General features: G+C 64.4%; 5 protein-coding genes. All 5 read right to left on the bottom strand.

Annotated elements, in window-relative coordinates; all coding sequences use genetic code 11:
• Nucleotides 1-156: 156 nt before the first annotated feature.
• The 5 genes from ACA027_RS17270 to gspF all read right to left on the bottom strand — a co-directional run bounded on the left by ACA027_RS17270 (nt 157) and on the right by gspF (nt 20,178).
• Nucleotides 157-1,350: a CaiB/BaiF CoA transferase family protein gene (locus ACA027_RS17270; protein WP_370679429.1), complete on the bottom strand. Its 1,194-nt coding sequence runs from the start codon at nt 1,348-1,350 to the stop codon at nt 157-159.
• Nucleotides 1,351-1,898: 548 nt separating this feature from the next.
• Nucleotides 1,899-15,224: a filamentous haemagglutinin family protein gene (locus tag ACA027_RS17265; RefSeq protein WP_370679428.1), complete on the bottom strand. Its 13,326-nt coding sequence runs from the start codon at nt 15,222-15,224 to the stop codon at nt 1,899-1,901.
• A 181-nt stretch (nt 15,225-15,405) separates the two neighbouring features.
• Nucleotides 15,406-16,602 (bottom strand): substrate-binding domain-containing protein, encoded by a 1,197-nt coding sequence (locus tag ACA027_RS17260; RefSeq protein WP_370679427.1) that lies wholly within the window; start codon nt 16,600-16,602, stop codon nt 15,406-15,408.
• Nucleotides 16,603-17,330: 728 nt separating this feature from the next.
• A complete protein-coding gene (locus tag ACA027_RS17255) occupies nt 17,331-18,527 on the bottom strand; it encodes a substrate-binding domain-containing protein (protein WP_370679426.1) in 1,197 nt (398 codons plus the stop codon).
• 448 nt (nt 18,528-18,975) lie between these two features.
• A complete protein-coding gene (gspF, locus tag ACA027_RS17250) occupies nt 18,976-20,178 on the bottom strand; it encodes a type II secretion system inner membrane protein GspF (RefSeq protein ID WP_370679425.1) in 1,203 nt (400 codons plus the stop codon).
• Between the last annotated feature and the right edge of the window lie 8 nt (nt 20,179-20,186).

Genomic DNA, 20,186 nt, shown 5'->3' with positions numbered 1-20,186 from the left:
CCGCCCGCAAAGGCACTGGCCCGAAGGGTTGGAGCGAAATCGGGCGATTTCTTCGCGCTGGGGCTTGCTTGCACACGCGTGCAAGCTGTGCCCCATCGACTCGAACTCATCCCGATTGCGCTCCAACGCGCCTGCGTAGAGACATTGAACACGTTCTTAGTGCTGACCGAGCCAGTCGCTCAGCACGCTTTGGGCATGCTCGTTCAGGCGCGGAGGAGGGCGGCGGTAGCTGGGGGGCGTGGCAGACATCTTCAGCGGATTGGCCAGCAGCCGGACTTCGCCGCCTTCGGCCCATTCGCAGGGCATGCGCAATTCGGAGCCCCGTGCAATGACATGCGGATCGCTGAACACATCTTCCAGATCGTTGACCGGCCCGCAGGGCACGCCCGCATGCTCCAGCGCTTGCAGCCAGTGGCTGCGTGGGCTGGTGCTCAGCAGTTCGGATATGCGTTCGCACAGTGCTTCGCGGTGGGCGATGCGCTGCACATTCGTGGCATAGCGTGGGTCGTCGGCCAGTGCTTCGGCTTGCGCCACCTGGCAGAAGCGGCGGAACTGCGCGTCGTTGCCGACCGCCAGAATCATCGGTGCGTCGGCGGTGGGGAACACCTGGTAGGGCACGATGTTGGGATGCCCGTTGCCCAGCCTGGTGGGCAGTTTCCCTTCGGCCAGGTAGTTGGTGCCCGCGTTGACCAGCCAGGCGATCTGCGTGTCCAGCAGCGAGATGTCGATGTGCTGCCCTTCTCCGGTCTTGTCGCGGTGCTGGAGTGCGGCCAGGATGCCCACCGTGGCGTACATGCCGGTCATCACATCGGCAATGCCGACGCCCACCTTCATGGGCTCACCCTTGGGCACCCCGGTGAGGCTCATGATGCCGCCCATGCCCTGGATGAGAAAGTCATAGCCTGGGCGGCTGGCATAGGGGCCGGTGTGGCCAAAGCCGGTGATGGAGCAGTAGACAAGGCGCGGATATTGGGCGCGCAGCTGCTCGTAGGAGAGACCGTATTTGGCCAGTCCTCCGGCCTTGTAGTTCTCCACCAGCACATCGGCCTTGGCAAGCAGCTGGTGAATCAGTTGGCGGCCGTCTTCACTGGCGATGTCGATGGCAATCGAGCGCTTGTTGCGGTTGGCGGCAAGGTAGTAGGCGCTCTCGCGGGTGGGCTGGCCTTCGGTGTCGGCAATATAGGGAGGCCCCCATTTGCGGGTGTCGTCACCTTCTTCGGGCCGTTCCACCTTGATGACATCCGCCCCCAGATCGCCCAATAACTGCGTGGCACTCGGGCCGGCAAGAATGCGGGAGAGATCCAGCACATGTATCCCGGTGAGCGCCCCTTGGCTTTTCTGCTCTGGCATCTGATCGCTTTCCTTCCAACTTCAAGGTCTGGTTTGGGGAGCTGGCGGCTTGTGGGCGAGGGCCGTCTCCCTTTGTTGCGTTGAAGTATGTTTTTGCCCACCTTCATGCTCAATTGAATTTTTTTTCAATGCCGTTGTTGGACACTTGGCATCGATGGCGGTGTGGACGGCGCTACAGCCTGAAACGGCATCAACCCAAACGCCTCCAGGCCTGCGCGCTCGAGAGGCCGCAGGCCTGGAAAAAAGCGGTCCAGCTCCACAATTCGGGGGGATGGCGGTGCGGACGGGCAGGACGCTCTCTTGCCGCGCCACGGCGGGCAGCACCGTCAGCCAGGCGTGCCCGCTGTGCCAGGTATGCCAGAGGCCCTGGCCGGTCTTGGCCAGGCACAGCGCCCAGGCCCGTACCGCCCGCAGAGCAATCTGCCCCTCCAATGCTCAGGCATACAGCGCCCGCACTGCATCCTGGTTGCTGCGCTCAGAACGTGCCTGCATAGAGATCGCAAACATGTTTTCAGCAAAGCGAAGAGCAGCTCGCTGGAGGGCGTGGCTCACAGCGCTTCATTGCCAAAACCCAGGATTTGCACCGAGACCGCCGAACGCTGGTTCTGGCGTGCCGCGGCCTGTTGCTGGCGCATGACCTCCTGGGCCGCTTGCGTGGCCGAGCTGGCCGAGGAACTGGCCGACGACAAAGCATTGACATTCACCGTGGCCACCAGCGGGATGCCCACAGACTCGCCCTGCACCTGGATATTGGCCGCATTGACCACCTGCAGCGCCGCGATGTTGATATTGCCCGAAACGCGGATGCCGGCCTCGCCCGCGTCGATGGTGCCCAGCGGCGCAATCAGGTCCACATCCCCGGCGGGCACTTCGGCAATCGGTGCCAGCGTGGCAATGCCGGCGCCCGTGCTGGGCACATCGGGCGAGAGCGTGACATTGCCCACGTTGTCGTAGACGCGGCGCGGCGGCGTGTACACCACCGTGGTCTTGCTGCCACGACCGGCATTGATATCCCCCTCGGCAGACCAGGCCAGAATGTCGCCGCCAAAGGTGGTCATGATGCGGCTTTGCCCCAGCAATATGCTGTCCAGCGCATAGAGCTGGATGTCGCCCTGGCCCTGGGTGATCAGGCCTGCGGTAGCGGCCGGCGCCTCGCCCTCCACACCATAGGTCTGGGCGCCGCCCGGGGTCAGCACCTGGATATCGCCGCCCACATTGGTGTGTATGCCCGCGTCGCCGTAGACCAGCACATCGCCGGCGTAACTGATGGCCTGGCCCTCTGCGTCCTCGGTGGGGAATAGCGAGGCGATGGCATTGCGGCCGCGCAGATAGCTGCCGTAGCGGCTGCTGTCCGCGTCGTTGTATTCGCGCCCGCCCTCGCGCAGCTCGGCAAAATACACCAGGCGCGCAAAGATGCGCTGCTGCTCGGGTGCCAAGCTGGCAAAGTAGGTCAGGCCTTCCTCCACGCTGCCCGAGAAGCCATAGCGCTCGCCCAGCCATTCAAGCAGCTCGTTTTCATAGGTCTTGACCACCTTGCCCGCCTGGTCGGCCAGCGCTTGCGTGGCATCGGCCAGATTGCTGCTGTCCAGGTACTGCGCCAAAAAGCCGGCGTAATTGCTGGCGCTGGCGCTGGCGGTGGCGCCGGCCTGCACCACAATGCTGGCGCCGAGGCGGCTGTCGCCCGTGACCACCGGGCCTAGGCTTGTGAGGTTGGCCACATCGTTTTGCACCAGGTTGCCGCCCGCGCTGATTTCCAGCGTGCCCGGGCCGGCAATGTTGAAATTGGCGTAGAGGATGTTGCGACCGGCCTCGATTACGGACACATCGGTGGCATCGGTGTGGACGATCAGATTGCCCGTGGTGTTGGCTGAAAACCAATCGTTGATGAAGTCTGAATCCCCGGAGCTGTTCTCGTCGGTGCGCGTGCCCGTATAGACAATGTCACGGCCCGCGCGCACGGCAACAGCCCCCAGCGCCACATAGTCGGTTTCGTTTGCTCGCGGCCCCGCTACGTACACCACCACGGAGCCGGTGCGCAGGCCGACGATATCGCCCTCTACCGCGTAAAAGCGCGATATGGACTGTTCGCTGCCAGCATCAGCGATGCCGCGCTCGCTGCCCACGGTATTGGCGCCAAAGGCAAACAGTGGGAGGGCGTCCACATCCAGCATCGCAAAATCTTCGCTGGTATTGCTGACGACGGCAGTTCCATCACTGTCGAAACCCGCAAAGCCCGGGTTGCCAACCGTGGCAATGCTTGTGGTGTCAGCACCGGAGCTGCTGATGGCATAGCCGCCGCCATAAATGGAATCGCCCGCCAGCAATTGGATGCTGCCGCTGCCCAGTGGCGCCAGCAGCAGCCCGCCGGTGTTCCAGTCGTTGGCCTTGCTGTTGAGGTTGTAGTTGGCGGCCGAGGTGCCGTAGTAAATACTGCCTAGCAAGGCCACCGCGCTGACATTGCCCGGCAGCAAAAACCAGCCGCTATTGCTGGCATAGTCCCAGGCGTAATTGCTGCCTGCCGTGGTTTCGCTGGGGGCGGTGACCAAGGCCAGATTGCCGCCCGCGCTCAACAGGCTGAGGGCGGTGTTGTCGGTCCACAGGCTGAACCAGCTGACCCCGGCCGCACCCGAGATCTCGCCGCTATAGGCCACAAAGCTGTCGGTATCCAGCAGGCCGGCATCGGCCACGGCCCCCAGCACCAGATCGCCGCGGCTGGAGATGCTGGCCGTGCTGTCGCCCTCCACCAGCATCAGACCACCGGTGGCCAAAGAGCGGCTGGAGGTGTAGGGATCGGTCGCGCGGATTTCATGGCTGTCTTGTGCGCTGCTGCCATAGTCCAGCTCTATGGTGCCTATCTGGCCCGCCGTCACCACCATGCTGCCGCGCAGATTGACCAGGGCGCCATACAGCTCGTGGGTCTGGGCGTTGGCGCTGTTGCCGGAGACGGTCAGCCGCGCATCCGCATCGCTGTTCCAGCCGCCGCCTATGTGCAGGTCCAGGTCGCCGCCACCGGTCAGTACCAGGCTGCCATCCTCCAGCACCCGCCCGGTGCTGCCCACGGCCAGCACAATGCCTTCGCTGCGGCCCGCGTTGTTGACGGTGGCCAGGCCGGTGGACACGGCATGGACCATGCCCGCATCGCCCCCCACACGCACGCTCACATTGCCGCCACCCAGCGTGCCCAGGCCGCTAAAGCCGGTCAACGTAGGCCAGCTGCTGGTACTTGAATAGAGGTCGTCGGTATAGGTGTAGCTGCCGAAGTTGATCCACCAGGCGGTCGGAATCGTGTCCACCGCCTGCGTGCTGCCCGTGCCCTGGGTCCACAACCAGTTGCTCACACTGGAGCTGGCCGTTGTTTGGTTGGTGCTGGCGGTTATCCCGCTGAATCTGGTGCTCCAGGAGTCGCCGGTCAGGTCGCCGCCTACGGCCATCCACAGATTGCCGCCACCATCCGGGTACCAGGCCTGGTAGAGGCTGTCGCTGCCGCTGACCAGGGCCTCGTAGGCACTGCCATTGCCGCCCAGCACGCTGCCGTCGACCGCAGGGGCGCGTGCCTGGTTGTAGGCCGCGTCCAGGCTGACGTCGCCCAGGCTGGTCTGGGTGCCCGCGGTGTAAACGCCATAGGGCGACTTCATGGCGAAATCGCCGGCCGTGGCAATGTCCAGGTCGCCGGTGCCGGTGCGCACTACGCTCAAGGACATGCCCTTGACGCTCACCGTCGTGGCCAGGCTGAGGCTGTTGCCACTGTCTGCGTCCCAAAAGCCCGGCATCTCGAAGTCGTCCCAGGAAAGCCCCCCATAGAGGACCACAATCTCGGCCTCGCTTTGGCCCACCAGGCCGCCGCTGCTGTCTATACCGTCCGGTAGGCCGAATGCGGCCTCCAGCGCATTCGCGCCCTGCGGGGTCAGCCCGCTGGCGACGATATGGCCTGCCGTGGCATCCCAAAAACCGGGCATTTCAAAGTCGTCCCATGAAAGCCCGCCGTAGAGGGCAACAATCTCCGCCTCGGTCTTGCCTATCAGCTCGCTGACACTGCCGTAGCCATCGGGCAGCCCGAAGGCATCGGCCAATGTCTGCGCCCCCGCCAGGTTGAGCAAGATGGCCGAGCTGCCCTCGGTTTTTTCGACGACATAAGCGGTGTCGGCCAGGCTGAGACTGCCACCATGGAGGCCTGTCAGCCGGCTGTCTGCGGCCTCGGTGTCAGCCCCGGCCACCAGCCGCAGGCTCCAGGACTGGGAGCCCGCGGGCAGCATTTCCGCCACGGCCCAGTTGCTGCGCGTGATGTAGTCGCCATTGGCATCTTGGGGGCGCAGGTCCACATAGTCGGCACCGCCTGCGAGCACCACATTCGTGCCCCAGGGGATGACGGCGCCCAGGGGCAGCGTCAGCGCCACGGCCTGGGTCATGGCCACGGGCAGCGCGGCCCCGGCCGGCCAGGTGAGGCTGGCCAGCTTCACCGCCACCGGCAAGGTGGTTCCGGCCTGCAACCGCGCTCCGGCCGGCAGGGTCAGCCCGCCCGGGCCTGTCAGCGTGCCGGCGGCCAGCAGCACGCTGCCATTGGCGGCCAGCACATCGCTGGCCAGCACCGTGTCTTCGGGCAGGGTCAGCGCACTGCCCAGTGTGATGGTCAGCGGCAGCGTGGTGCCGCTGGGCAGCGTCACATTGCTGGCGGTGATGGCGTAGTTGAGCGTCTTACCCACCGGGTAGACCGTGCCCTCGGCCAGGGTGATGCCCGCCACGGGGATCACCACATCGCCGGCAAAGGACTGCAGGCCCGACGTCAGCACCCAGCCTTCGTCGTCCGGTCTGGCCGGTGGCGGTGCAAAGCCGTCGTTGATGCTGCCGTAAATGCGCAGATCGCCGCCGGCGCGTAGCGTCAGCTGCCCGACTTCGCCGGAGCCATAGAGCGCGGTTTGTGGCGTGCTGGCGTTCAGGCTGGTGTAGCGGTAGCCCGACAGATCCAGGTCGCCGCTGACGATCATGTTCCCGTCGCTGGTGGCGCTGGTGATTTCCACCGCCGGGCGCAGGTGAAAGACATCGGCATAGCGGCTGTTGTACAGACCGGCCAGCCGGGTGCCCAGCAGCGCGGTGTTTTGCAAGGCGTTGGTGACAAAGCTGGCCGCCTCGGCGTTCTTGCTGTCCAGATAGGCCTGGGTGATAACTTGATAGGGCAGGCCGTCAGCGGCCGCATCCGTGCCGTAAGGCGCATCGCCATAGCTGTAGCTGGCATAGACAGCGATGGACTGGGCGCCCAGCACATTCACCTCGCCGCTGGCATCGATGGCCACATCACCAAAAGTGGCGGCCTGGGGTGTGCCGGCCTGGCCGCTGCCGTCAAGGCGGGCGGCATACAGGTCCAGCGTGCCGCGGTTGGCGCCGTCGCCGCCCTCGGATTGCGTGCCATGGCGCAGGTCTATGCTGGCGCCGTCCTCCAGCACCAGGCGGCCCGTGCCGGCATCCAGCTCCACCGTGGCGCGGTTCGGGCTGGCTATGATCTGGCCATAGCTGTCCACGCGCAGCGCGCTGCTGTGGGCATCCAGCAAGGCCGTGCCGGTCAGGGTCAGGCCCTTGGCGGCGGCCAGGCGTATGCTGCCCACCTGCTCGCCGCTGGCATCGATGGTGCCGCTCACGGTCAGCGCGCCGGCGTCGAGCGAGATGTCGACCTCGCTGGCCTGAAGTTCGTCTTCAATGAGCAGGTCGCCCTGCTTGAGCTGAAAGCTGCGCTTGCCGGTCAGCCCGCCCTGGTTGAGCTGGGCATTCAGGGCCGCAAACTGCTCGGTCAGCGTGCCGCTGCTGCCCAGCGACTGGGCGTGAATCTCCACCCCGCCCGCGCTATAGGGCACATTGCTGCCGCCGGCATCGTAATCGCCGCTGGCGCTGCCCAGCAGCGTGCCTTGCAGGCTGACAATGCCTGCACCCTCGGCCAAGGCGGTGATGGTGATCAGGCCGGCGCTGTTGTTCTCGGCCGAAACATCGATGGTGGAGCCTGGCGCCTGGCTGATATGGCCTGCGCTGCTGCTCAGCAGCACATCGCCGCCCCAGGAGTAGTTGCTGCTGTCATACATCTGGATGGTGCGGCCGGACAGGTCCAGGTAGGCGCCGTCGGCCAGGGTGATATCGCCCTCGGCTGTGGCGCTCAATTTGCCGCTGGGCAGGGCGACCGTGGTGTCGATCAGAATGCTGGACGCCGTCAGCTGCAGCTCGGCGCCGGTCTCTATGGCCGCGTTCAACACCACGGCCTGCGCATCGGCCGCACCGGTTGTGGGTGCCAGCAGCTGCAGGCTGCCGCCGGCGCTGATGTGGTTGACCGAGCCGCCCTCGCCGGTGAGCAGCGGTGTGACCAGGGTCAGCTCGCCGCCCTGATAGAGCAGCGTACCGTCCGTGCCCACGCTGTGTGATTGGTACACCGCCAGCGCGCCCTGCTGGTTGGCGGTGATGTGCTCGCTGGCGTTGAGCGTCACATTGGCAAAGCCCAAGATGGTGCGTGTGTATGCGTCCACGCCGCTGGGCTGGGCGTTGTCGCCATAGCCGAATGTGAGCACCTGGGTGTTGATCACCAGGCTGCCGCTACCGCTGCCCCGCCCGCCGCTGATGGGTGTGGGCGCTTCGCCGTCCAGGCCGGCCCAGCTCAGCGTGTCCACGGTGATGCTGGCTACATCGTCTGCATCGCCATAGCCGTAGATGGCCAGGGTGGAGAGCACCAGCTGGTCCAGCCTGGATTCGCCGGTCTGGGCGTCGGTGGTGTCCAGGCTCACGTCGCCAAAGAAGTTGAGGGACTGGCTGGCGCTCAGCACCAGCTGCTCCAGCGCCGGCACGCCTTGGGCGGTATTGCCCTGCAGCAGCAGGTCCAGCAAGTCCTGGTTGAAGACCAGGCCGCTGCTCAGGCTGCCGGCCGCCGCCACCGCGGCCAGGGATGCGCTGCTGCCCACATTGACCGTGCCCACCGAGAGCAGCATATTGCGGGCCCCCAGGCTCACGGCCTCGTCCAGCGCAAAATCATCCAGCGTGGCGAATGCCAGCGTGCCTTCCGCATACAGGGTGGTGCCGCTGCTGCAGCCGCTGTCGCTCTCGCAGACACCTATGGAAATAGGGCCGGCACCCGCTGTCCGTGGAGCACTCGCAGCCACGGGGGCCAGCATGTCCAGCCAGCCGTTGGAGACGGCCAGCATGGCTCTGTCGCCCGGCATGTAGTAATAGCCGTCGCTGGTGTCATAGGGGACGCTTCCCTGGCCCAGGGTGTTGATGCCCGCGCCGGGCTCTATGGTGATGGCTTCCGTGAGGCTGGAGGCAATCAGCAAGACCTCGGCCGCGCGCAGCACGGCCGCTTCACGCAGCACAATGCTGCCCGTTCCCAGTGAGGCGTTGATCCGCAGGTAGTTGCTGTTGTCGCCGGTACTGGTCACGCCATAGGTGGAATACAGCAGGCCGCCAATGACCATGCGGGATGCGCCTATGGCGTTGAGGTCCTGGGCATAGACCGAGGCACCGCCAAAGCCCGTGGTGGGGGCTGCGCCATCGGCCAGAATCTCGATGGCACCGTCACTGAGAGAGGAGCCTTGGACGAGCAACGTGAGCGTGCCGCCATGGCCGTCCTGGCTTTCATCGGGGCTGAAGTCGGCCAGCCCCTCAAAGCTCAGGGAACTGGCCGGCGAAGACGGTAGGCGCAGGAGCAGCGTGCCGGCATCGGCTGGAATCAGCGCGCGCACCGTGCCGTTGAGCTCGGCCTGCGCGGTGATGAAGGCGGCGTAGCTGGTTTCGTTGTATTCCGAGTAGGTGCGCAGCACCTCGGCCGGGGTGATGATGAGCGGGCTGGCCAGGCTGCTGACAATGCCGGTGTGGGCCGTGCTGAGCAGGCTGGTGACCGCGTAAGAGCCGTTGCGCAGCGCCACCGCGCTGGCGCTGAGCTGGCTGCCCGTGGCGCTGCCATTGAGCTCTACGCGAAAAGCCCCGGGCAAAAGCGCATAGCTGGATGGCAGCAGCGTGTAAGTGCCGGCGGCCAGGCCGGGGATGTCGTTGGCGGCGATGGTGATCTGCTGGCCTATCAGCGGCTCGACCGCGCCCGTGCTGTCGGCCGGTGCATAGGCACTGGCATAGCCGGGCACGATGGCATAAATGGGGTTGGTGTCCAGGCCGGGCAGGCTAAAGCCCTCATCGCCCACCTGCATTAGCGGGGTGTAGCGCGCATCGGTGGAGCCGCCGCGGCCTGACACAAAGCCCGCACCGGTCAATTCGCCGCCGCCCGACAGGTCCAGCATGGCGCCATCTTCCACCGCCACGCTGCTTGCCGACAGCGTGATGCGTGGCTCGCTGCCCACGCCTTCCAGCGTGGGCGCCAGGCCGTCATACGTCCAGCTCACCCCATCGCTGGTGCCGCCATAGGGGTAGACCAGGCCGCTGGCGCTGACCGAGCTCAGGCTGCCGTCCCCCAGCGTCAGCGTGGTGGTGAGCCCCACGGCATCGGACGCATTGGTGCCCAACGCAATCTCTCCCAGCGGCGCGCGCACCACGCCGTCTTGCACCACGGTGGCCGCGCCCAGGGTCAGGCTGCCATATACCGAATAGGGCAGGGCGGGGTCGGCGGCGCTGGCGTCATAGCGTTCTATCAGTAGCAGCCCCTCGAGGTCGTAAGCGCTGGCGCTGGCCCGCCCGGCCAGCACGCGCGCTCCCACACCGGTGGCGGGGTAGAGCTGGGCGGCGCGCAGCAGCATGTCGCCGCTGGACAGCAGCTGCGTCACATAGCCGCTGTTTCCTCCGTTCTGGATGAGCTCTGCATCGACAAAGCGGATGTCGCCGCTGCTGACCAGGTTGAGCTGGTCAAAGCCGGCCCGCTCCTCCTTGACGAGGTTCACGGTGGCGCTCAGGCCCAGAGTGACATAGCCCTTGATGTCGATCAGATCGGCCGTGGCGCTCAGCGTGGCCTCGGAGTCCAGCGTGCTGACTCCGCCTTGGTAGGAGGGCCTGGTGTACTTAATGGACAAGCTGCCGTTGTCGTGGATGCCGGCCAGCAATACATAAGGTGCGGCCAGCGCCACCAGGATGGAGGGCTCCACGCCATCGGCCACCGTCAGCGCGCCCGAATAAATGCGCAGCTCGCGCTCCAGCGACAGTTCCATATCGCCGCCAAAACTCACGGCCCCATTGCTGTAGAGCGTGAGTGTGGAAAAACCACCGGCCTGCACCTGGTCCACACCCAGCATGGCATGGCCGTAGTCCAGCGCATCCGATGCGGCGTTCTGGTCTTTCTCCTCGGCCGCGCTCTGCACCAGCAGCAGCTCGCGCACCGCCAGCACGGCGCTGTCGGCCGCGCTGATCAGGTAATTGGGCGCTTCCAGTGCCACCGTGAGGCTGCCGCCCGAGGCGCCCGTGCCGCCCGCCTCGGCCTTGAGCGTGCCGTCCAGGTACAGGCCGCTGGCCGAGGCAATGCTGATGCTGCCGCCGTTGCTGACCACGGTGCTGCTGCTGCCGGTGTTGTCGAGATCGAGCAGCGCCGCCCCACCCGATGCGTCAACCAGTGCGCCGGCTGCGATGCGCACAAAGGCATCTGAGGCCAGCGCGCGGCTGCCCGATTCCTGCAGCGTGCCGCCGATGACAATGCTGCCGCCATCGCTGAGCAGGCCATAGGGGCGGCCCAATAGGTCATAGACCACCTGGCTGGCGGCCGAGGCGTCCAGCACGGCATTGGCCCCCAGCGTGATGGAGCGGGTATTGGCCCTGCCATCGCCCACGCCGCCGCCTTCTTCCAGAAGACCTGTTTCTGAGGTGGCAGTCATGGGCCCCAGCAGGGTGATGCTGCCGCCCTGGGCCTGCAGCAGGCCATCCACGCTCAGGCTGCCGCGGCTGGACAGGGCAATGGACTGGCCCGGGTCTACCAACACGCTGGTGCCGGCGCCCAGGGAGAGCTTGCCGCTGTCGCCGGCTTCGACCGTGGTGAAGTCCTCATTGGCAGTGCCGGCTGCCAGCGACAGGCTGGCGCCACCGCGTTGGCTGAGCGTGCGCTCCTCGTCGTTCTCGGTATACAGATCGGGCAGCACGGGCTGTAGCAAACCGTCCAGCCCGCTGGCGGCCAACAGCCAGGCGCTGTCGGCTTGCAGCACCGGCATGTGCACTTCCAGGCTGCTGCCATCGGCCACCAGCACGCCGTTGTAGGCACGCAATTCATAGTTGGAAAAACCACTTTGGAACAGCGTTGTGGGCAAGGTGGTGGTAGCGGCCACCACGGCCTGCTGGCTGAGCGCGGTGCTGGCCGAAATCAGCGTGCCCGCTGCCAGTGTGAGATCGACCGGGGAGACCGAGCCAGCAGGCACCGTGTGGGTAACCGCCACCGAGGGAAGACCATTAGGAAAGACATTGGCCTCCACCTCGTATCCAGCGAAATATTTACCACTGCCAGTGTGAATAGAAATCTTCAACCCTGCTGGTAAATATTCGAAGTTTTGGTATGGTTCACCCAATTTTGTCTTCGCCCTGAAGGATCCATCATAAGTCAAGGTGACGTCTGATAATGTAAACTGCACACCATTGACATAATAGCTTTCCGACGCGAGAAGATTAATTATCCAGCTTGTATTATTTCCCCTGGTCATAAAGTTACTCGCGAGCAAGGAAATCAGCTCCTCGCTAGGGTACCAATCCTCTGTCAGTATAAAGCTAACCCCATCACGAAGGCCAAGTTCAGCAATTTCGCCCGCTGGCGTGGTATCGGTGATATAGGAGTAATCCACCGGAAGTATTTCTCCGGCCTTGACTTCATAATCCTCCAGTAAAATCAAACCAGCCTCGGTGGTTTCGCCTGCCACCAATATGCCATCGGTGGCCAGAATATCTGCGCCAATGGAGATGGCACTGGCCGATTCGATTTGCAGCGTTCCGCCGCCCTCAACGCCATAACCCCGAATATCGCCGGCCAGCGTCAATACCGCCGCGGCATTGATCCCCTGTAGACCTGATCCCAGCTGCACATTGCCCCCGGTGCCGCCGCTGATGCTGCCGTCGGCCAGCACCGTGGTGCCGGAGGACACATCGATCAGCGAGCCTGCTTGCAGCGTCACGCTCTCGGTGGAGCGCAGGCTGACCGTGCCGCCATCCACATAGGCCTGGACGCTGGCCTCGGCACCGTCCTCGCGCAGATCGCCGACCAGGCCCGAGGCGTCCAGCGTGACATCGGCATGCACGGTCACGCCGCCTTCCAGTCCGGCTGGCAGGGGGATGAAAGTGTCTTGCACCGTTTTGATGCTCGCGCCGGCGTCCGGCTGCTCCAGCACATTGCCCAGCCGTATGTTGCCGCTGCGGGCGGTGAGATTGGCCGCCACCTCCACGGCCGGGGCATAGAGCACGATCTCGCCGCCTGCGGCCACTTGCAGCGGGCTGTCAACGGCAATGCCGGCCTTGGCCGCGATCTTGAGCGTGCCCAGCCCCAAGCCGTTGACATCGCCCACATCCAGCAGCAGCCTGCCCTGGCGCTCTGTGGGAACGGCCTCATCCAGTGCCAGGTCAGAGGCCATGTTTTCCACGGCCTCGCTCAGGGTCACGCTGTCCAGCAGCGGCGACAGCTCATAGTCCAGCGCCCCGGTTTCGGCCTCGTAGACCGGGGCGTACAGGCCCACAATCAACTGGCCCGCACGGGCCACGGCGGACTGTGATTGGCTGTAGCCATCCAGCTCGGCCTGCGGGGCCTCGGTCTGCTGGTCTCCTTGGTAGACGGCGCTCACCACGCTGCCTTCCAGCAGCGCATTGCTGGTGGAGACCACCAGCTTGCCGGCATCGCGGCCCACGGTGGTGCCGGCCTCATAGCGCTGGCTGCTGCCTATCAAGGGGTTGTAGAAGCTCAGCGTCTGGCCCCAGCGCTCGCTGCTGAGCGCATAGCCCTGGTACAGCCCTTCGTAGACCAGATCGCCGGGCGCGCTGGACAGCTCGTACAGCCGGCCGTCGCTGCCCTGCAGCCAAGTTTGGTAGATATAGCCGCTTTGCACATCCAGTGTGCCGCCCGAGATATTGATGCTGGAGCCGGACTGGGTCACCAGATCGCCCCCGGTGAAGGTGACGCTGCCGCCCTGGGCCATCCATTCGCCGGCCTGGTGGCCGTTGGTGGCCAGATAGCCGCTGACTTCGAGCAGACCGCCCGCGGTATACCAGCGCTCGCTGTCGTAGTCGTCGGAGGCGGCCACATAGACCAGGCTGCGGCGGTCGACCCAGACATCGCTGTTGTTCAGATCGGTGCTGTCGCGGTTGCCCGCGCTGTCACGCAGCTCGTTGCCCTGGATGTTGACGGCCACATTGTTGGACTCCATGGTCACTGGCACGCCCACGGCGCCGGAGACATCGAGCAGGGCGCCGTCGTTGACCTGCGTGCGCAGGCTTGCGCTGACCACGATCTCCCCCCCCGTGGCCAGGGTCAGGGAGCCGCTTTGAAATTCGACGGTATGGCCGCTGACGATCTCTATGCGCGAGAGATCGCTGCGGTCGGTGACTTTGCTCAGATTGTCAAAAACCCCGCTGATGAGGTTGGGGCTGCTGCTGTCCAGGTCTTGCAGCGCCGCGTCGCGCTGGCTGTCGTAGGCGGTGTCCTCGCTGTCCGTGACCAGCACGGCGGTGGTGGCGCCCTGGGCCAGGGTGATCGTGCCGCCAGCGTCACTGACGCGGTTGGACAGGTGCACCGTGCCGCGCTTGCTCACCGAGGTGCTGGCCACGACCACACCGGCCTGCACCACCTCGTGACCGGTGAGTGTGATGTCGCCTGTGGTGGCGGTGATCAGACCGGTCTGGGTGACGGTGCCGTTGCTACTGCCGTTGTTGTTTACCGTGCTGGTGGACACCTCGTTACCGGCGGTGGTGGAGCTGAAATTGGCATCGGTGCCCACGCCCTTGCGGATGTAGAAGCTGTCGCCTGCGGCCAAAACCGTCTGCCCGCCGGGCGTGGTGATCTGGCCGGCATTGGCAACATTGGCGCCCAGCAGCAGCACATAGCCGCCGTCGGCCGTGGAGGTCTCGGCCGCCGCCGTGCTCATTTGCGCGCCGGCCTCGACCACGATGTCGCCTTGCGCTGCGGTGAAGGTGGGCGCAGTGCCGTTGGTGTCGATATACAGGCCGTTGTCGAGGAACTGCGCGTCGGTGATGGTGGCGGCGGCAACCACCAGATTGCGCACATTGACCTGGCTGCTGCCGGTGAAGACCACGCCGTTCTGGTTGAGGACCATGACGGTGCCGTCGCCATGGATGCTGCCCAGAATCTGGCTGGGACTGGCGCTGCTGCCAACCACGCGGTTGAGCACGGCATCGCTGCTGTTTTGCAGAAAGTCGACGCTGGTGTGGCTGCCTACGTTGAAGCTGTCCCAGTTGAGCAAGGCCTTGCTGCCGGTCTGTTCTATGGTGACCGTGGTCTGGCCCTCATCGTCCACGGTTTGCAGCGCGCGTTCGGCCCCTGTCCATTGCAACAGCTGGCCGTCGTCATCTCTGTCCCACAACCCTCCCTGCACCAGGCCGTCGGGCACGCTGGTGCTGGCCAGGCTGGCGGCCTGGCGCGCGGCGAGCTGTGCTGCCTGCTGGGCTGCAATGGCCGCAGCGGTGCGCTCCAGATTGCTTACCGAGGCCTGCAGCGTTTGCTGCGCGGCCTGCTGCTGGCGCAGTCGGGCGGCCTCGGTGCCCGCCAGACTGGCCGCGCGCGCGCTGCTGCGTGCCGTGTTGATGCTGGAGGTGGTGGCAAACCAGGCACTGCCCACCGGCGTGGCCGACTGGGCGGCCACGGGCGCCGAGGCCAGGCCCAGCAGGGCCAGGGCCATGGCCTCGACCAGGGGAAGCTGCCGTGGCCACCCGCCTGCGGTGTGCTTGGAACGCGGGGAGCGGGCAGTGGAATGGAGCGCGGAGTGGATAGGGGCCATGGAAGAGGTCGCCTGATCGGTTGCCTGCTGCGCATGGGCGTGTTCCGCCATGGGAGATGGGCTGGGCAGCAGGAATACGCCAAAAATCCGCCGGATGTGGGAGCATCCGGCGGCCCGGTTCAGACCGGGCGGAAACAGCGGCCGCCGTTTCCGCCGAGATCAACTGCTGGGGTGTACAGGCTCAGGAAGGACGGCCTATGCCGTTGCAGACCGAGGTATTGCCAATGCCCAGGCTGCCCTTCGAGTTCAGAAAGACCGAGCTGATGGCGCTGCTCCACTCGGTTGGCAGCGGAACAAAGTAGTTGCCCGTGATGGTGGTGTCAAAGGCGCCGCTGCTGAGCTTGGTCAAAAAGTCCTTGACCGCAGCGCCCACGGTGCCGTTGCCCGTGCCGTCGGCATAGCACTGGTTGAACAGCATATTCGTCGTGCCGTAAATGGGGTAGACGGCGCTGTCCGTGGGCAGCACATAGCTGGGAACCCAGTTGAGCGGGTTGTTGCGGGTCACTGTGGTGGCTGGCGGCTTGGTGTCGGTGGGGAAGGAGATGGCCGTGGGCAGTGCACCATCGATCTTGGCGACCAGGGTTGCATCGTCGGGCTTGAACTTGTAATCCGGGCTCAGGTAAGCAATGCTGCCAGCCGTTTCCATTGCGGTTGCAACGCCGCCGCTGCCGGTGGCAGCCACCCAGTTGCTGCGTATGCCGCCGGCATTGGACACCACCGTGGCAAAGCTGTTGGAGACCGTGAAGGATTGGTCGGTCGGCAGGTAGCTGCCGCAAGCCGCTGACAAAAAGTTGGACAGCAGCTCGGAGGTGCCGCTGCCCTCGGAGCGGTAGACTACGGTGATGGGCGTGGTGTCGGCAGTACCCAGCAAAGTACCCCAGGTGGTGGTTTGGCCGGAGAAGACCTCGCACACCTGCTTGCGCGTCAGATTGAGTTCGGTAATGCCGCTGCCGCTGGGGGCCATGTAGGGCAGCGTCACCGCGGTCAGCACCGAGGGAATCTGGATCAGCCGGCCGAAGTTGTCGCCCGTGGAGCTGCTCCCTTTGTTGTGGGCCGTGTTGTAGTTGTCGACTTCGGTGGCGGTCAGCGCGGAATCGCTGCCGGCAAAGTGGACATGGCCGGTTTTGCTGAAGGATGTGGCCGTGTCGTTCAGAAAGGCCGACTTGCCGGTGCCGCTGCCGGTGCCGGCATAGCTCCAGGTACCCAGCACCTGGCTGGCTTTGCCCGCTGTGATGCCAAAGAGTTCTTCATACAGCGGCTGGGGCAGTGTGGCGCCACCGCCCTGGACGGTTTGCGCCGAGGCTGCACCCGCTACCGCCATGGTGCAGGCCACGACGATGGCGGACAGCGCCTTCAGTTTGAGGTTTGCGTGTTTCATAAATTGCTCCTTTAGCAAGGATGAAAATGGAAGAAGTCGAGAACCAAGCCAGGGCGTCGTATCGGTAAATTCCTGGCAACGCCCGCACCCTGTGTGGGTGCTCTGTCGCCATGTGGGGCGACGTCTTCATCATGAAGATGGGCAGTGACATGGAGACGAAACGAAATCCCCGGTGTGGATAAAAAATCTCCCGATTTTTCAAGCGCTTACGGCAATTTTGGGTGGTGAGGTATCGCTCTTTTAAACCCCTTGTCTGGGCCCGCAAAACAGCCGCCAAAGTGTTGAGAGACAAGCGCTTGGCCTGTGTAGCCGGGGGCGGCGATATGCGCCTTTGCTAGCGTGGGGCGCTCACCTTGCCTACCGCTCCAAGTCAGCTTCTCCCGACTGCGGATGCTTTCCCACCCGAACATGGGCCGCAATGGGCTTGATCAAGCGTCTACGGTGCTGATTTTTTTGGGCTTTACCGTGCAAAAAAAACCGCTGCGCATTCCGAGCTGAGAGTGCATGCGGCTTTGACGGGAGGCTGCCCATGTGTGGGGCGGTGAGGCGCCTGGAATGGGCTGTGGGACAGAGTCAGCGACCCTGCCGCGCACGGGCATATCCGCCATCGGAGATTTACAGGGCAGCGGCAATACGCAAAAAAATCCGCCGGATGTGGGTGCATCCGACGGACTGATGGGGCGCTGCTGAAAACATCGGCCAGGAATTGGCCGCTGGCTGAAAAGCGCTTATGAAGGACGGCCTATGCCGTTGCATACCGAGGTATTGCCAATGCCCAGACTGTTGGTGGGTGTCAGAAAGACCGTGCTGATGGCGCTATTCCACTCGGCCGGCAGCTTGATGAAGTAATTGCTTTCAATGGAGGCATCAAAGGTGCCGTCATAGAGTTTGGTCAAAAAGTCCTTGACCGCAGCGCCCACGGTGCCGCTGCCCGTGCCGTCGGCATAACATTGGTTGAACAGCATATTGACCGTGCCGTATATGGGGTAGACGGCGCTGTCCCAGGGCAGCTCATAGCTGGGCACCCAGTTGAGCGGGTTGTTGCGGGCCACCACATTGGCCGGCGGTTTGGCGCTGCTGGGAAATGTGATGGAATAGGGCAGCGCACCATCGATTTTGGCGACCCTTTCGGCGTCGCTGGGCGGGAAGGTGTAAGCCGGGCTTAGGTAGGCAATGCGGCCGGATGTCTCCATTGCAGTTGAAACGCCTAAGCTGCCGGTGGCTGCCACCCAGTTGCTGCGTATGCCGCCGGCATTGGACACCATCGTGGCAAAGCTGTTGGAGACCGTGAACGATTGATCGGCTGGAAGATAGTCAGTGCAAGACGCTGCCAAAAAGTTGGACAGCAGCTCGGTGGTGCCGCTGGTTTTGGCGTGGTAGACCAGGGTGATGGGGGTGTAATCGGCGCTGTTCAGCAAAGCGCCCCAGGTGGTGGTTTGGCCGGAGAAGATCTGGCACACCTGTTGGCGCGTCAGATTGAGTTCGGTAATGCCGCTGCCGTTGGGGGCGCTGTAGGGCAGCACTACCGAAGTCAGGGCGATGGGGATTTGAATCAGCCGGCCGTAGTTGGTGCCCGTGGAGTTGCTGCCATTGTTGTGGGCTGTGGTGTAGTTGACGATGTCCTGCGCGGTCAGCGCCGACTCGCTACCCGCAAAGTGGACATTGCCGGCCTTGCCGAACGACGAAGCTGTGTTGTTTATAAACGCCGACTTACCGGTGCCGCTGTTGACGCCCACATAGGACCAGGTGCCGGTCACCTGGCTGGGCCAGCCATCAATAATGCCAAAAAGCTCTTCGTACAGCGGCTGGGCCAGTGTGGAGCCGCCGCCCTGGACGGTTTGTGCAGAGGTCGCGCACGTTACGGCCATGGCACCGGTCGCGACGATGGCGAATAGCGCTTGCCGTTTGAGTTTGCTGTGCTTCATAAATTGCTCCTTTAACAAAGATGAAAAGTAAAGCGTTGAAGGGCCCAGCCAGGGCCTTGTGCGGGCATATTCCAGACAAGGCCCGCACCCCAAGTGGGGGCTTTGTCGCCTTGCAGGGCGGCTACTTCATCCTGAAGACGGGCAGTGACATGGAGACGAAAGAAAATCTCCAGTCTGGATAAAATTTCTCCCGATTTTTCAAACGTTGATGGTGCTTTTTCGGTAGAGAAAAACTGCCGAAAAGCCTTGTAGATGCATCACGCCAACCCGATCAAGCATTGGCGGGCAAGGGCCCAGCATGTATTGCTGAGGGCCTAGGCTTGGGTCTTTGTGTATGTGGCGCTTCTTTGCGGCCCGTCGGCCCCAGTCCCGCTCTCCCGACTGCGGGTGTCTTCCCACCCGAACATGGGCCGCAACGGCCCGGGTCGCGCATGCGTGCGTGCAGCCCTCACTGCACCATCTGGTTGATTTCCATGATGGGCAGGAGCACGGCCAGCACAATCACCATCACGATGCCGCCCATGCCCAGGATCATCACCGGCTCCAGCAAGGCCATCAGGCGTGTTGCGCGCCGCTCCAGATCGCGTGCGAGGTTGGTGGCGGCGCGGTCCAACATCTGCGCCAGGGCACCGGTTTTTTCGCCGCTGGCCACCAGGTGGATGAGGTTGGAGGGAAAGATTTTTTGCACGCGCAGGGCCGAAGCCAGCGGCGTGCCTTCCCGCACGCGGGCCGTGGCGTCGAGCACGCAGGCCTTGAGGCGCTCATTACCCAGCGTCTGGCGTGAAGCGTCGAGCGCGCGCAGCAAGGGCACGCCAGCATCCATGAGGATGGCCAGGGTGGAGGCAAAGCGCGCGGTGTCGGTGCCCAGCGCATACTTTCCCAGCATGGGAAAGCGCAGCACCGTGCTGTGCCAGCGCAGCCGTATGGCCGGGTCGCGCAAGGACCAGCGCCACAGCGAAACACCCCCTGCCAGCATGCTGGCGGAGAGCCAGCCCCATTCGCGCACGTAGTCGCTGCACGCCAGCATGAACTGGGTGATGCTGGGGAGGTCCTGGTGGGCCTGCGAGAAGGCACCAACGACTTGGGGCACGACATAGCCCAGCAGAAAGATCACGATGCACACCGACACCAGGGCGATGACGCCGGGATAGATAAAGGCCGTGAGCATCTTGCTGCGCAGGTTGTCCCGGTTTTCCAGGTAGTCGGCCAGCTTTTCCATCACGCGCGCAAGGTCGCCAGAATCTTCTCCCGCGCTGATCAGGGCGCGGTAGATATCGGGGAAATCGCGTGGGCGCTGGGCCAGGGCGTCGGCCAGCCGCATGCCGCTGCGCACATGGCCGCGCACATGGCCCATGGCCTCGGCGGTGACTTTTTTCTCTGCCTGTTCGATGGTGGCCGTCAGTGCCGCTTCCAGTGGCAGGCGCGCGCCCAGCAGGCTGGCCAGTTCACGGGTGGCCCAGCAGAGGTCGGCGGCGCCGAGCCGTGGACTGAGCCACGAGGGCGCGCTGCCGGCCAGGGTCTCGTGCACCTCGATCGCGGTCAGACCGCGTTCGCGCAGTTGCAGGCGCGCTGCCCGCGAGGACTCGGCCTCCAGGACGCCGTGCTGGATTTGTCCGGCTGCGTTGGCGGCCTCGAACTGGAAGCGGGGCATGGTGGGCG

The organism is Comamonas sp. GB3 AK4-5 (genome assembly GCF_041320665.1).
GTDB lineage: Bacteria > Pseudomonadota > Gammaproteobacteria > Burkholderiales > Burkholderiaceae_C > Comamonas.
Note: the sequence above shows the minus strand (reverse complement) of the source record. Positions and strands in the feature narration are given on the sequence as shown.